Below are 13,468 nucleotides of genomic sequence, written 5' to 3' on the forward strand. Positions count from 1 at the left end.
GGATCATCAATATATGCAGGGTTTCGGTCAGTTCGATCCCCAAGGGAACGGGGCCTTGGCGCCGCCAACATCGACATAGTTGCCGAACCATACGCCATTGGTTGCTTCCTTGAATGATGCGATGACCTCAACGGCCGGGGGTACATAATCCTTCATCTTCGTTCTCCTCATGCTCTGTATATGGGACCGGATTGCATGCCGGTGCATGCCATTCCAGTTAACCTGATTTGGATGGTACATCCAAGAATGTGTTTGGTGTTTGTCATCTTCGGATGACAAACACCAAACACATGGACCTTAGGGAAGCGGGTGATCCGCTGGCGTTTTTCAGTCTTCCTTCCAAAGCTGGCCGCGGGAGCCCTCTTTTACCACGGTGCCTTTATCCAGTACCACAACGTCATCGGTAATCGGCCTCAGCCTGCTGTCCGGTTCGGATGCGATGAGCACCGCAACGCCACGATTCGCCTGCTTCCGTATCTGCTCGCAGATCCAATTCGTGCCCGATCGATCGAGTGTCTGGAGCGGTTCGTCCATGATCAGGGCTTTGGGGTTGGGAAGCAGAGCTATGGCGAATCGCATTTTGAGGACATCGATCGGAGCGAGATCGTGGAGCCTGACGGTGAGAAGATTCTGCAGTTCGGTCATGTGAATGATCCCGTCAAGAAGCGGATCAGGCGTCCCGGCCCAGAGCGCCTTCCAACGAAGATAGGTTCCGGCCGAGTAATACGGGGACAGTGAAATGGCTTCGGGCATTGCACTCACAACGTTTTTTGGTATACGGGATGTGCCATAGGGTTTGCCACAGGTGGATATGCATCCGGAATCCGGGATATCCAGTCCCAACAGCATCCGGAGAACAGTTGTTTTGCCAGCGTCATGCGCTCCCATCAGAACGGTGACTCGACCTGCATAGGCGGCAAATGAGATCCCATGCAATTCGCGGCCGGCATGGCTGAATGAGACATTCTCAAACGCGATGATGGGTGAAGCCGAATCGGGCAGCTGGCACATCGTTTTCCTTTCTTCGATTGACCTGGCCGCAATACAGTTAACCAGTTCGCTCTATTCTCCAGTAAAACGATTGTGCTGTTTGTCATCTGAAGATGACAAACAGCACAATCGTTGAGATGAATATCGTGATCTTTATGCTGGTTTGCCGCCTGTTATTTGGTCCAGCCCCGATTGATACCAGGCTATGGCGATTTGGACTCGGTCCCGCATGTGCATTCTGGCCAATATGCGGCTTACCGTGCGCCGTACCGATGTCGTTTCGATGAACAAGTGTTCGGCGATTTCCTGATTGGACAAGCCTGCCGCCACGAGTTCCGCGACTTCATATTCCCGCTTGGAAAGTCCGTCGAATAGGCTTCGCAGCAGCTTGATGCGGGTGTTGTCCGATATGGGCCGAACCCCGCGATTGAGCACTTCACCGGTGATTCTCGGTGTCAATACCGCATCTCCGTTATACACGGCGTGTACGGCGTCACGTAGCTGTTTGGGGGTCGCATCCTTGAGCAGGAATCCGGATGCCCCTCGCGCCAATCCGTCGAAGGCGTAATCGTCCTCATCGTATGTGGTCAGGATCAGTATCTGGATTTGGGGGAATTGCTCCTTGATGATGCCCGTCGCCTCTATGCCGTCCATGACGGGCATGCGCACGTCCATCAGAATCACGTCAGGCAGTTGCTGCGGTGATTGCCGTAGGAATTCGATTGCTTGGGCGCCGTCCGCGGCCTGTGAGCTGACGATGATGTTCGGATCGTTGTTCAGCATCATCATGAAGCCGGTGCGCGCCCCTCGCATGTCATCGACCAGCATGACCTTGATGATGTCGTCTCTTGCATCCTTCATGGTTCTTCCGTTTCTTTCAGGGGACTAGTGCCTTGACCGCCCAGCCATTGCCGTATGGCCCATAGGACAGGGTGCCGCCCATTTTCGCAAGGCGTTGGGAGAGTCGTTGCAGTCCGGTTCCACCTGTCGGCTTCCCGCTTTGACCGGATGCCTCGCCGGTGGTGTCGTGTCCGGAGACGTGTCCATCGTTGCGGATCGTGATTGCTGTTCCGCCATCACGGTAATGATTCCAGGAGACGGCAATGCGGGTCAGTCCCGCGCCGTGCCGAAGGGCATTGGTCAGTGCCTCGCGAGTGACGGCGAAGCATAAATCCGAACGGCGGGGATCCTCGACGCGTCTTCCCGTTTCGGTGAACACGACGATGATTCCGGTCGCGCGTATGTGTTCCAGTACGGGTCTGATATCGTCCCAATCCCGTAAGCGCAGGACGTCATCCTGATTCACTGGGTCAAGACCGACCTGTTCCAAAGACGGCTGCGATTCCTCTTCATTGAAGACCTTCAGTATGCGGCGCGTATCGCCCAGACTGTCTTTTGCAATCGATGTGATCTCCGCTAAGACATCGGCCAGTTGCGAGTCGGAATAGCCGCCGTTCCTTATGCAGTCCTCGCCTCCTTGCGATAACGCTATGATCGAGGTCAATCCATGACCGACGCTGTCATGCAGTTCGTTGGCCATGCGAAGGCGCCGTTCCGTACGATTCTTCTCCTCCGCCAGTATTGCGGTCTTTCGCCGTGCTTCGGACAGTAGCCTATTCGCCGTTCGACGGTCCCGTGCTATGGACAACAGTGAGGATGCGATGCCGGCCAAAGCGACGGAATATAGTAACGCCAAATACTGAGGCTGCAGAGAGGCGGGATGCATGTATTGCACTGCGATCATGCAGATCATGGCCAGATCGCACATGGCCTGAGCATACAGGGGAAGCCGGATGCACAGATAAAGCACCAGGATAACCGCGACCTGCGTGTATGAGTGCAGGCCAACGCCGAACAGGACGCTCAGGGAGAGCTCAATGAATTCCAAGGCCAGCAACGCCACGGGGCTTCTGGACCTTAACGTCACGTTTATGGCTCCTAAAACCAGCAGTATGAGGAAGTACCATATTCCCGCTCCTTCGTTGAGGAACCGGATAAACGAATATCCTGTGCCGATTGCCATCCGCTCTTCCACATAATCGCGGATCAGCACGCCCATCGTGCCGACGATGCAGATCAGAGTCGTCGTGAAACGAAGCAGGCGTTCCCCTTTGAGCTGCCGAAACCATAGGATCAATCGATTGCGCGGGGTGACGGCCAGCGTTTGTCCCTCATCTGATGATTTACCCCGACGTGAGCCCATAATGAGGCGGTTCCTCGCAACCTGCACCTTACGCCTTCTTCGTTGTCCGAGAATACAGCTCTCCCATTATCTACGATTCACGGCTCACCCGTCCATGACTTGGCTCCTGTTTGACATCTACGGATGACAGTGACCTATCGCAGACTTCCGCTCTGATTTCGGAGAGAATGATTCAGGCGAGGCTGCTCGACATACTTTCCTTCATCGGCGCGGGAACACGGCCCCTGGCCATGCGCCGTGCGAATGACCGTATTGCCTGGCCGCTCGCATGCTCGCGGCGGTGCGCCGGGCGGACCGCAAGACCCGACGCAACGAACTGCCCGACCGCACCTGCATCAGCGACCGGCTCGGAGACCAAACCATCGACGTCATCGAAACCAACGAAACCAAAGGCCTCAACGGCAGCTGGACACGCAGCACCCGCAAAAATGCTCGCAAACTCCTCACCCCGGACGAACTCGGACGCATCCCCTCGGCCGATGCATCTACCTACTCAGAGGCATACCGCCATTTTTCAGCCAGAGGCGGTGATTGGTGATACATAGTTCCAAAAAATCCTGAGGTATTGTCATCCCGGAATGACAGTTGACAATTTGGAGCTTGTAAGTCCACCTTCAATTTGAGAAGCTGACAATGCAAATGGAACGAGAGAATTGCGAATGAGACTTTTGTCGATGTCTTATAGCAATAAAATGGCAACATTATAATACTGAGATTTTATAAGGAGCCCTATGATAAAAGAGTTTACGAATGCAGCACGATCGCCTCCATTAAGTGCGACCAATAGCAGGCTACAAAATAATGCTGATGTATTACTCAAGGAAACTAATGCAATTAACTAATGAAGTTACATAGTGTTTGTTAACATTATTCAAAGGAGACAATGATGTCTAAGCATGAAAATGATATCCGCCTCACGTCTTGCGATAAGGGAAAGCGTCAAATGGCAAGTGCGGCAGTTGCTCTTGCGGCAGTGTTCGTCACTCCTTTTGTTGTTCCACTTGTCGCTTCTCTAATGGTAGTGCTAGGAATTGGAAGCGCAGCAGCCACCGCAATTGTCGCTGTAGCTTGGCTTGGATCTGCTGCGGTGGGAATGATCTTCCCCGCGGCGGCGCCACTCACTTCTGCCATTCAATCCATGATTGGCATCTTGGGAACATCAGGTGCCGCAGCATGGTGATTTATTAATTAGATATTATGGCCTTGCAGGAAAGGAATAATGTGGGATTCCTGAAGTTGCTCTTTATTAAGACGTGTTGTATCCTAATGATTTCCTTAATGGCGTTTCTGGGTGGTGGACTTTTGGCCAGACTACGTCCGTACCCTTTGAGCAAGGCCATAATTCCAAACGTGTATCTTAATGAACTGCTGTGGAATAATACTAAAGTATGGCTAACACTATTATTAGGGGGATTTCTTTTTTCTGTTCCTACAACTATCGTATTGGTTATTAACTATGGCATCTTTGGTTGGAGTGCGGCTCAGTATTTGTTCCAAGGCTTTGGTAATAAATTATTAACAGCGGTTATTCCGCATCTTTTCTTTGAATGCTTTTCCTTGATTACTGCTGCAGGCATTGCACTAACTATTACACATTATGAATTATGTTTCTTACAAAACAGTCAGAAACGAAATGTTGATACAGGTAATGTCGTTTTATTGACCCTGTCAATGGCTTTTATTTCATGGATTTCGCTTGTCCTTGCTGCAATTATAGAAACATACGTATCTCATATTTAAGGAGCATCATGATTCGCCTTTCGGTCTGGTTTGAGTCCTTGAAGTGGCGTATTTCCAACGGGCGTCGCCATACTTTGAACTGGTGGTATCTGGTATTGGCCGGCGTGCTGATCGTGTGGCTTGGTGTGGCAGAGGCCGTGGCGTTGCCTGCGTATGGCAGGTACGCGCATGAGGTGTTCTCGAATTTGCTGGCCGGGGTGCCGTCCACGCCGCCCGCGGTCGTGCAGGTGACGGTGTTCCAATGGTCGTGTTCGGCGGTCTGGCTGGTGTTGGCGTATCGGCAGTGGGCTCGCCGCCAGTTCAAATGGATGATTGTGTTGATGGTGTGCAGCCTGCTGTATATGCCATTTGTGGTTTATCTGATGCATGAGGTGGTGGATCAGCGCAGAGGAGTCGTTCGGTTGGAGGAAAAGCCTCCGGAACCGAGTATTGTCGCTGACGATGAAATGATCGGAGATGAGCTAGGACAGATAGATTCCAGTATCGCGGCATCAGTAAACGCCGGCGATCCGGTATCTCATCGCGGCAAGACTCGCCATGGACGCCACTGTTGAGGTTCGCGGCCTGGTCAAGCGGTATGCGTCCGGGCCGACGATAGGCCCGATCGATTTCGAGGCGCAGCCGGGTCAGGTGGTGGCGGTGGCCGGGTCGAATGGTGCGGGAAAGTCCACCACGCTGCGCATGACGCTTGGCCTGTCCGCTCCCAGCCGGGGACATGCGCTGGTCATGGGCCGCCCGTACGGGCAGTTGGAGCGACCGGGTCTGCAGGTGGGCGTGTTTCTGGGCGGCCGGTTGGGCGATGAGTCGATGACGGGCCGTGAGTATCTGACGTTCATGGCCGGCATGATGGAATTGCCCAACGTGCGCCGCCGCGTGCGCCGCGTGCTGCGCGACTGCGGTTTGGAGCGTTGGCCGAAGACACGGATCAAGGGGTATTCCACGGGTATGCGGCAACGGCTGGGCGTGGCCGGCGCGATCATCGCCGACGCGCCGGTTCTCGTGTTGGACGAGCCGTTCAACGGATTGGACATCGCCGGCAGACTCTGGCTGCACGACTCGATGCGCCAATGGTCCGCCGCCGGCAAGACCGTCATCCTCGCGGCCCATGAGATCGACGAACTGCAACGCATCGCCACCCACGTACTGATCATCATGCACGGCAGACAGATGGCCTATGGGCCGCTCGAACAGGTCATCGCCGACAACGGCGGCAAGTCCGGGACCGTGTTCCGGTTCGCGCCCGATGTGGATGAGACTCGAAAGGCCATGGTCATCGGCGAATTGGCCATAACCGGAGCCGATCTTCACCTCTCGGATGACGGCTCCTATCTGGCACGACAGACGGACGAGGCCGCCGTGTTCGCCATTGCGGCGAGGCATGACGCCACACTGGTCCGTCTGGACCATGCCGAGCCGACATTACGTGACGTGATGACCGGCATGATCCGGCAAACCCCGGAAAAGGAACGCGCATCATGAACAGGACGGGACGATGCCTACGACGTTTGATGCTGCTCATGCGCTACGCGGTCTGCCGGCCGGCACCGCTGACTGCTTGGCTTGGTCTGCCGGTGGCGTTCATCGCGTTCTCCGCACTGACCAGCGCCTCCGTGCGGCTCATGTTCTCCGCCGATTCCAAGCTCGACGGCCTGGCCACGCTTGCGGGCATGGGGCCGAGCATCGCCGGCGCCGTCATGCCCATGACCGAGCCCGTGGCGATCGTCGCCGCGCTGCTCACCATCCGCATCCTGACCAACACGGCCACCGCCGTGCCGTTGTTTCTGGTCGAGCCGAAACGGACGCGACTGTTCCTGGCCCTGTGCGCCGACATCGCCATCATCGGCACCACCGTGACGGCAGCCGGCGCGCTTGCCGCGACCGGGGTCTCCCGTCTCATCCTCAATCCCGTCGTGCCCGAACAGGCATGGCCCGCGCCGCTGTCCACGGCATTGCTGCTGTGCCTGCCCGTGGCGTTGATACTCGCCGGACGAATGTTGGTCGCCGCCGCGTTATGCGTGACCCTCGACTCGGCGGGCAAAGGCGCGGCCGCCTACATAGCCCTGTATTATCTCCTGCCCATCGTCGTGACCAATCTGCAGGCACCCCAAACGTTGCACGAATGGCTGCCCTCCATAGCCGGCACCGCCATACTGGAACCCAAACCAGGCATCAGCCCGATGCTCAGCGGCGCGATTGCCCTCGCGTATGCCATGACCGCAATCGGCATCGCCTGCATCGCCCAAAAGCAGAGAGATATCAGATGATCAATCTTTGTGGAATTTGTCGAGAAGCTATTGTAAGCAGCCGCGGTGGTTGCTTCCCGTCAGTGGGAATAACGTAGCATCGTCGATGCACAGTGACGTGCTCGGTAAACATATTGATGTTATTGATACAGGAACTTCAATAATGTCATGATTGGAATCATTACATCCAGAGCTTCCTGTGGCTCGTAATCGATAGCGCAGGAGCCGGCCCCCATGATGCACAGGGAATCCGGCTCCTACTTCCATTTCCTCCTCAGAGGCTGGCTTATCTCATAATATATCGTTCACCAGCGACCAGTGATATCTGATTCGTTTCGGGAAGAGTCAACTTGTGCGAAGATCCACGGTCCGAAAATCCAAGGAGGCGACCATCAGGCTGAAATCCAGCGGACCGTTCCCTGCGTTCTGACGCTTTCATCGCTCCATGCGACCGGATCACTCATTGGCTTTCACCTCCGTTATGTCTCTTCTTCTGCGGGACGAGTTCAGCGATTCCCGGTCGAACGGCGGTAGCACGGTGTAAGTGTTCACCTTGGAGAACCCTGTCTCCGTTCCTGACGAACCGGGCAAGCACACTGTTGCGCTCTTCGTTGCCGCGTGGAAGCTGCACGAAGGATTTGTCAATCGGCACGAATGACCGTTTCGAGCGGGCAAGGAGTGCCTCTACGGTCTCACGCCAGTCAATCTGATTATCATCCATATGCCTTTCGCATGAACATCATTGCCATTGCCCGCAATGCTACCATGCAAGCCGAAGAGAGCGAATGTTTCATTATCGCAGATGACATACACTACAGCGGGTTTGCGATGCGGGGAATTGTGCGGACTGCAGGTTGGGGATATCGATCTTATGTCGAGAACGCTGCGCGTCCGGCATTCCGTCAACCGAGGCCGAACAGATCGTGGTCGCGTGCGAATCGCCGATACCAAGACGCGTTCCAGCATACGCAGTGTGCCCATTCCGGACGGGCTCATCCCCGTGATTGGTGATCATCTGCGTCAGCACTGTGACTGGACTGATCCCGATGCCATGGTGTTCCCGCCAAGACGGGTGAAGATTATGAGTCAAACAACGCTGGAAGGTCAGTTCCGCAAAGCCAGAGAAAAAGCGGGAAGACCTGATCTAACCTTTAAATCGTTGCGTGCCAGCCATGCGACACTGCTGATGCTCAGGGGCGGCACGTTGCGTGAAGTTATGGACGAGCTGGGGCACTCCAGCGAGAAGGTCGCCATCAAGCACTACCAGCGCATCGTCGATCAGCACCGGAGTCAAGTTGTCAACCAACTCGTAGATGAATTCATACATAGCCAGTATGAGTCAACTATAGATGACAAAAAACTAGTAAACAGAATGAGAAGAAAACCAAAGTGCAATAATACAGACACTCGATAGAGGTGAGGTGAGAAGAATGAGTTATGATTGGGTCGATGCGAAAATTATAGCTGTATCAGATTGTGATTCCTCTCATGTTGCTATTGATATTGAAGTAAAAGAACCAATATGCTTCTCCAATACGAATATTCCATATGATATTTATTATCTAATTCCTGATCCAATACACAAAGATAGATTTATTCAACGAACATATACAGCATTACTAGAAAACAATAATAACAGAATAATTCATACTATTATATATAGGCATAGGAATTTCGGTAAGGCATATCACTGGCTGAACGATCTTGCGATGAACCAACATGTAAGCATAAAGTTGGGACGCCCTTCTATTAAAGCAGAAACGCTGAATGCTGGTTCATTAGTATTTTTAGGCGATGATACATCAGTTTACGCGATAAAGAAAATCGTAGAATATGCAAGCAGAAAACATAACTGTACTGTATTCGTCGAGACCATAGAAAACATAGATTATTCTATAGGATTCAAAACGTCAAAATATTTTTCAATCCAAAGAGAATCAGAAGGAGTGCTTTCCTTGATAAAAGGGAAGAAAGATTTGTTTTCAGGTGATGTCGCCGTGTGGGCTGCAAACGAGGTGGCGACAATAGTGAAAATAAGAAAATATTTATCAGAAAAAGAAATATTTTGTGCTGAATTGCATGGATATTGGAGTCAAAAATAGTCAAAGGATAATTATGCTTTTCTCAAAAAGAATTTTAAAATTAAGTGAATCGCCGACTTTGCAATTGAATAATAAGATAAATGGCCTATTGCAAAAAGGAGAGGATGTAATTAACCTAACCGTAGGCGAGCCAGATTATGTCGAGCCTATTGAATCTAGTTATTCTGCAATAAAAGCAATTTGTGATCATTTCACTCATTATACTAATTCTTCTGGCATTATTTCTTTGAGAGAAAGTATATGCGCTAAACTCCTTAAAGAGAATAATCTTGCATATACTCCTGATCAAATTGTAGTTTCTGCGGGTGGAAAGCAAGCACTTTTCAATGCTTTTTTTGTTTTGCTGAATGGTGGAGAAGAAGTATTAATTCCTACTCCAGCTTGGCCTACTTACAAGCAACAAGTTTTATTGTGCGGAGGAACACCTGTATTAATTCCGTTAGATGAATCCTCTGAATTTAAATTGACGAAGGAGACTCTTAAAGCTTTCATTACGCCTAGAAGTAAAATTCTAGTCCTCAATTCTCCGAGTAATCCAACAGGAGCGACATATTCTGAAGAAGAGTTGGATGATCTTGTCTCAATCGTAGAAGAGAACGGACTATATGTTATTAGCGATGAGATATATGAGAGATTGGTATATTCGGGAACATACTCGTCTCCGGTCGGCATAAATGATTATATGAAAAAACATTCAGTTTTAGTTAATGGTTTTTCAAAAGCATTTGGAATGACGGGATGGCGTATTGGATATACTGCTGCACCTCTTGATATTTCGATAAAAATTGCAGCGTTTCAAAGTCAAACAACGGCAAGCATTTCTTCGATTTCTCAAGTGGCAGCAAAATACGCAATTAATAATTTTGATAAAGAACACTTAATTGAGCTTAAAGAAAAAAGAAATTATTTGATTCATCAATTGGCTGATACTCCGTTAAAGATAGATGTAGAACCCGGAGGTGCGTTTTATTTATTCCCCAGAGTCGATTCCGTCTTAGGGAACAGTATATATGGAGAATCCATTGATTCGGTTGAAGCTTTATGCGCTTCTTTGTTGGAGAGAGAACATGTCGCAATAACGCCGGGATCTTTTTTTGATGCTCCAAACAATGTCCGCATTTCTTATGCAAAATCAATGCAGGAAATTTGCGATGCGGCACAGCGGATAAAAAAATATTTCAAGGAGGGCATGAAATGATTAATTTAAAAGATTATAAATGGGTAGTTTCTGAGAGTAGCAAAAAAGCGCAGAGAATGACCATGGCAGGCGATGCGCTGAGATGTGTTCTTACCTTGAATAATAGACTAGAAATTACTTCTGCAATGGAGACGCTAACCGATAAAGAAAAGAATATTCTTCGTTTTTTGGATCATAGTTTTTCATGCGACAGTGATGAAGTGACGCTCTACGCATATTACAGATTTAATCGTCTGCAGATTTCTGATACACGTATCGATGAATCCGATTTGTGTCGTTTTGTGATTTCTTTTCAAGTGCCCAGAAATATTTGGACTAATTATCAAGAAAAAGATGCGAATGAGTTTTCTGCTGAAATTACAAGATGTATGAAGCTGATATCGAGCAGTACTATTGATTTAAGACAAAAAAATGCAAGAATTGGGTATTATTTAAGCCATATGGCTCCTGTGATTTATTATGTAGGAGATCATGTGTATTCAAATTTTGATTATTTGAATAATTTAACTAGTAATAGAACAAATTTCAAGAAAAACAATCTATTTGAATACTGGGATTCAGAAGATCATAGGTCTTGGGACAAAGAAGACCTGATTTTTATCTGTTTTCTGGATTATCTTCTTGAATCTGGAATTCAAACAAGATGTGAAGAGTTCAATGCTAAGCAAATTTCTTTAAAAATATTAGAGAAATACTTTGATATTAAGCATGATGAATATCTTTCTGAAGGAATCGTTAGCAGCGATTACAATTATGAATCTTCGCTGGAATCTAAAGCGCAATCTTTGAAGAAAGAATTTGCGCTAGCTTGCGATGGAAGAACTGTGTATAGGTATATCAATGGTTTGTCTCTTCAGAAAGAAGAAAGATATCTTGATGATGAATCTTTAAGAGCAGAACTTCCTGAATATAGTTCTATTAATCAAATGCTCAAGAATTCTTTTAATCTTGATTTCTATTTTGAATATGAGTATGAAAATTCTCTAATGAAATATTACTCAGCAAATGGGAAAGATTGTGAAAGCGCATTTCTTTCACTTCTTAAGGCAATATTGAAATGCGTTTCAAATGATACAAAATCAGACCTCGCTTTTTCGAGATTCTTCTGTGATATAGGGCTTTTGATTCGTCTAACGAAGGAACAAAAATATCAAGAGATATGTGATTTGAATCCTCGTCACTACTATTGCTATGTGCTTCCTGGCGATAATATGGTGCGAAAAATGCCCTCCGTGATAACGGCTAACGTTGCCATGGCCGTCACAACGCGGATGCTCTATAACGGTTGGCATTATATGCCAGCAAATTTTTTGTCGAGTCAAAGCGTCGATAACAGCAAGCGGGAATATTACTTTTCTGCTGTTCTGCCCGACGTTGCTAAGCTTGATAAATATCATCATGTTGGCCATGTTAAGTCTGAAGTTAACAATACGATACGTATACCTGGCGAACTTTGGATTAATGGCCGCGAGTTTAAATCTTTGATGGATCTGAGATTAATGCGTCAAGGTGATGAAGAATACACAATCTCAGATTTGAAAAAAGCTCTTAAAGCATTTAAATATGTCCAAATTGCTGAGCAAAAATTGATCGATTATATTTCTGATCTAAATAATTATGATTTTTCGCTTACGCAGATGACTAAGAAAACCTATATCAATCTTATCCAATTAATGAAAAAGGAGAATTAATGAAAAAGCGAGTTCTTTTTATCAATGTTAGGTCGCACATGGTTGAACGGATGGAACCGTTGTTCGCCGCGAAAAATCTAAATGTCGATCCTGTACTTTTATGTGATAAAGATCCTGAAATAGATGATAGATACGTAAATCCTGATAATGTGTTCATTGCTGATACATATGATATGGATAAAGCATTAGAAATAGTAAAAGAAATTCATCAAAAGAATCCTGTTTCCGGTGTGTTGACTTGGGCTGACAAGGATGTAGAACTTGTTTCAAGGATTGCTGCAGCCTTGGGACTTCCAGGCCCATCGATAGAGGCTAGTAAAAATGCTAGAAATAAGTATTTGATGCGTAGTGCAATTGCTCTGAAGCATCCAGAATTGTGCCCACGGTTTAAAAGTGTGCGTAGTTTGGAGGAACTTCAAACTGCAGTTGATGAAATTGGTGTGCCTGGTGTTTTGAAGCCAGTAGGTGCTTCTGGAAGCAAATCGATTATAAAAATTTTCGATAATCATGATTTGTATTCAGCTTATCATGAGGTAGTCAAAGAAACTCGTATAGATCGTGATCCCGTATATAATTATTTCCCCGATCAATATATTTACGAGGAGCTCATGGATGGCGACGAAATCTCCATTGAAGGATTCGTATCGACGTTTGACAATAATATCATTATTGCTGGTATGACGGATAAATTTGTAACGGACAAATATTCTACAGAGTATAAAGAATTTGAACCATCACAAAAAAATCCAGAATATTTGAGGGTATATCGAGAGCAAATTACTAAGGCAATACGAGCTTTGGGCATTTCGCAATGCTCTTTTCACGCCGAATGCAAGGTTAATGGACCACAATTAAAGGTTATCGAAATAGCTGCGCGTCCTGGTGGAGAGTTTATTACAACTCATCTTGTACCTCTTGCATCAGGTACTTCTTTTGTTGAACAGAATATTAAAAATGCTTTAGGACTACCCATTGATACGCAAATTGAATTTGCTCAATGGTCACAGTCTCCAAAATGCATTGCCGGACATCTTGATTTTATGTCGAACCAGGAAGGTATTGTCACACATATTGGTGGATTGCAACGTATATATGAAGATCCTAATGTAGTTAACTTCCTTCCACTTAAAGAGGAGGGCGATAGCATTGTACTTCCTCCTGATGATTTTAGCTCGTTATATACAGCAACAATGGTTGTAAAAGGAACAAGTATTGAGGATATAGAAAAATCTTTTGATTTAATTCAACAGAGATTTGAAATATCTATTTCTAAGGAAGCGATTAAATAAAATGCGAGTTCT

At 47.9% G+C, this 13,468-nt stretch carries 15 protein-coding genes; 11 read left to right on the top strand and 4 right to left on the bottom strand.

The features are described 5' to 3' along the window. Positions 1-27: 27 nt before the first annotated feature. The 4 genes from BLIJ_RS14135 to BLIJ_RS02475 all read right to left on the bottom strand — a co-directional run bounded on the left by BLIJ_RS14135 (position 28) and on the right by BLIJ_RS02475 (position 3,193). Positions 28-156: a lasso RiPP family leader peptide-containing protein gene (locus BLIJ_RS14135; protein WP_014484606.1), complete on the bottom strand. Its 129-nt coding sequence runs from the start codon at positions 154-156 to the stop codon at positions 28-30. 171 nt (positions 157-327) lie between these two features. Next, on the bottom strand, positions 328-1,011 hold the full coding sequence (locus BLIJ_RS02465) for an ATP-binding cassette domain-containing protein (RefSeq protein WP_014484607.1): 684 nt from the start codon (positions 1,009-1,011) through the stop codon (positions 328-330). Positions 1,012-1,143: 132 nt separating this feature from the next. Then, positions 1,144-1,851 carry a response regulator transcription factor gene (locus BLIJ_RS02470; protein ID WP_012576893.1) on the bottom strand — a complete coding sequence of 236 codons (708 nt, stop codon included), beginning with the start codon at positions 1,849-1,851 and terminating at the stop codon, positions 1,144-1,146. A gap of 16 nt (positions 1,852-1,867) precedes the next feature. After that, positions 1,868-3,193, bottom strand: coding sequence for a sensor histidine kinase (locus BLIJ_RS02475; protein WP_012576894.1), 1,326 nt, complete (start codon positions 3,191-3,193; stop codon positions 1,868-1,870). Between the two features lie 268 nt (positions 3,194-3,461). On the opposite strand from BLIJ_RS02475, the gene BLIJ_RS02480 reads away from it, so the two are divergent. The 11 genes from BLIJ_RS02480 (at position 3,462) to BLIJ_RS02520 (ending at position 13,456) form a co-directional block, all read left to right on the top strand. Continuing rightward, complete coding sequence (locus BLIJ_RS02480) at positions 3,462-3,731, top strand: type IV secretory system conjugative DNA transfer family protein (RefSeq protein WP_012576895.1); 270 nt, start codon at positions 3,462-3,464, stop codon at positions 3,729-3,731. Between the two features lie 345 nt (positions 3,732-4,076). Beyond that, entirely contained in the window at positions 4,077-4,373 is a 297-nt protein-coding gene (locus tag BLIJ_RS02485) for a hypothetical protein (protein WP_041982380.1), read from the top strand. Positions 4,374-4,414: 41 nt separating this feature from the next. Further along, positions 4,415-4,933, top strand: coding sequence for a stage II sporulation protein M (locus tag BLIJ_RS13330; protein ID WP_157860786.1), 519 nt, complete (start codon positions 4,415-4,417; stop codon positions 4,931-4,933). 8 nt (positions 4,934-4,941) lie between these two features. Next, a complete protein-coding gene (locus tag BLIJ_RS02490; protein ID WP_012576897.1) occupies positions 4,942-5,487 on the top strand; it encodes a hypothetical protein in 546 nt (181 codons plus the stop codon). After that, positions 5,471-6,412 carry an ABC transporter ATP-binding protein gene (locus BLIJ_RS02495; RefSeq protein WP_012576898.1) on the top strand — a complete coding sequence of 314 codons (942 nt, stop codon included), beginning with the start codon at positions 5,471-5,473 and terminating at the stop codon, positions 6,410-6,412. Before BLIJ_RS02490 ends, BLIJ_RS02495 begins: the two co-directional genes overlap by 17 nt. Beyond that, positions 6,409-7,197 carry a hypothetical protein gene (locus BLIJ_RS02500; protein ID WP_012576899.1) on the top strand — a complete coding sequence of 263 codons (789 nt, stop codon included), beginning with the start codon at positions 6,409-6,411 and terminating at the stop codon, positions 7,195-7,197. The genes BLIJ_RS02495 and BLIJ_RS02500 overlap by 4 nt, the downstream gene beginning before the upstream one ends. 781 nt (positions 7,198-7,978) lie before the next feature. Continuing rightward, a complete protein-coding gene (locus BLIJ_RS02510) occupies positions 7,979-8,590 on the top strand; it encodes a site-specific integrase (RefSeq protein ID WP_012576901.1) in 612 nt (203 codons plus the stop codon). A gap of 16 nt (positions 8,591-8,606) precedes the next feature. After that, a complete protein-coding gene (locus tag BLIJ_RS13335) occupies positions 8,607-9,278 on the top strand; it encodes an SIP domain-containing protein (protein ID WP_012576902.1) in 672 nt (223 codons plus the stop codon). 13 nt (positions 9,279-9,291) lie between these two features. Further along, on the top strand, positions 9,292-10,476 hold the full coding sequence (locus BLIJ_RS13340; protein WP_012576903.1) for a pyridoxal phosphate-dependent aminotransferase: 1,185 nt from the start codon (positions 9,292-9,294) through the stop codon (positions 10,474-10,476). After that, positions 10,473-12,167, top strand: a complete 1,695-nt coding sequence (locus tag BLIJ_RS02515; RefSeq protein ID WP_012576904.1) for a hypothetical protein — start codon at positions 10,473-10,475, stop codon at positions 12,165-12,167. Before BLIJ_RS13340 ends, BLIJ_RS02515 begins: the two co-directional genes overlap by 4 nt. After that, entirely contained in the window at positions 12,167-13,456 is a 1,290-nt protein-coding gene (locus tag BLIJ_RS02520) for an ATP-grasp domain-containing protein (RefSeq protein ID WP_012576905.1), read from the top strand. Before BLIJ_RS02515 ends, BLIJ_RS02520 begins: the two co-directional genes overlap by 1 nt. Positions 13,457-13,468: the final 12 nt, after the last annotated feature.

Origin of the sequence: Bifidobacterium longum subsp. infantis ATCC 15697 = JCM 1222 = DSM 20088, assembly GCF_000269965.1 — a bacterium.
In the GTDB taxonomy this organism is placed as follows: domain Bacteria; phylum Actinomycetota; class Actinomycetes; order Actinomycetales; family Bifidobacteriaceae; genus Bifidobacterium; species Bifidobacterium infantis.

What these genes read in the sequence shown, in the direction of transcription:
- BLIJ_RS02510 (WP_012576901.1), top strand. Translation starts at nt 7,979, where the DNA reads ATGACATACACTACAGCGGGTTTGCGATGCGGGGAATTGTGCGGACTG.
- BLIJ_RS13335 (WP_012576902.1), top strand. Translation starts at nt 8,607, where the DNA reads ATGAGTTATGATTGGGTCGATGCGAAAATTATAGCTGTATCAGATTGT.
- BLIJ_RS02520 (WP_012576905.1), top strand. Translation starts at nt 12,167, where the DNA reads ATGAAAAAGCGAGTTCTTTTTATCAATGTTAGGTCGCACATGGTTGAA.
- BLIJ_RS02495 (WP_012576898.1), top strand. Translation starts at nt 5,471, where the DNA reads ATGGACGCCACTGTTGAGGTTCGCGGCCTGGTCAAGCGGTATGCGTCC.
- BLIJ_RS02515 (WP_012576904.1), top strand. Translation starts at nt 10,473, where the DNA reads ATGATTAATTTAAAAGATTATAAATGGGTAGTTTCTGAGAGTAGCAAA.
- BLIJ_RS02500 (WP_012576899.1), top strand. Translation starts at nt 6,409, where the DNA reads ATGAACAGGACGGGACGATGCCTACGACGTTTGATGCTGCTCATGCGC.
- BLIJ_RS14135 (WP_014484606.1), bottom strand. Translation starts at nt 156, where the DNA reads ATGAAGGATTATGTACCCCCGGCCGTTGAGGTCATCGCATCATTCAAG.
- BLIJ_RS02485 (WP_041982380.1), top strand. Translation starts at nt 4,077, where the DNA reads ATGATGTCTAAGCATGAAAATGATATCCGCCTCACGTCTTGCGATAAG.
- BLIJ_RS02475 (WP_012576894.1), bottom strand. Translation starts at nt 3,193, where the DNA reads ATGGGCTCACGTCGGGGTAAATCATCAGATGAGGGACAAACGCTGGCC.
- BLIJ_RS13340 (WP_012576903.1), top strand. Translation starts at nt 9,292, where the DNA reads ATGCTTTTCTCAAAAAGAATTTTAAAATTAAGTGAATCGCCGACTTTG.
- BLIJ_RS02480 (WP_012576895.1), top strand. Translation starts at nt 3,462, where the DNA reads ATGCTCGCGGCGGTGCGCCGGGCGGACCGCAAGACCCGACGCAACGAA.
- BLIJ_RS02470 (WP_012576893.1), bottom strand. Translation starts at nt 1,851, where the DNA reads ATGAAGGATGCAAGAGACGACATCATCAAGGTCATGCTGGTCGATGAC.
- BLIJ_RS02490 (WP_012576897.1), top strand. Translation starts at nt 4,942, where the DNA reads ATGATTCGCCTTTCGGTCTGGTTTGAGTCCTTGAAGTGGCGTATTTCC.
- BLIJ_RS02465 (WP_014484607.1), bottom strand. Translation starts at nt 1,011, where the DNA reads ATGTGCCAGCTGCCCGATTCGGCTTCACCCATCATCGCGTTTGAGAAT.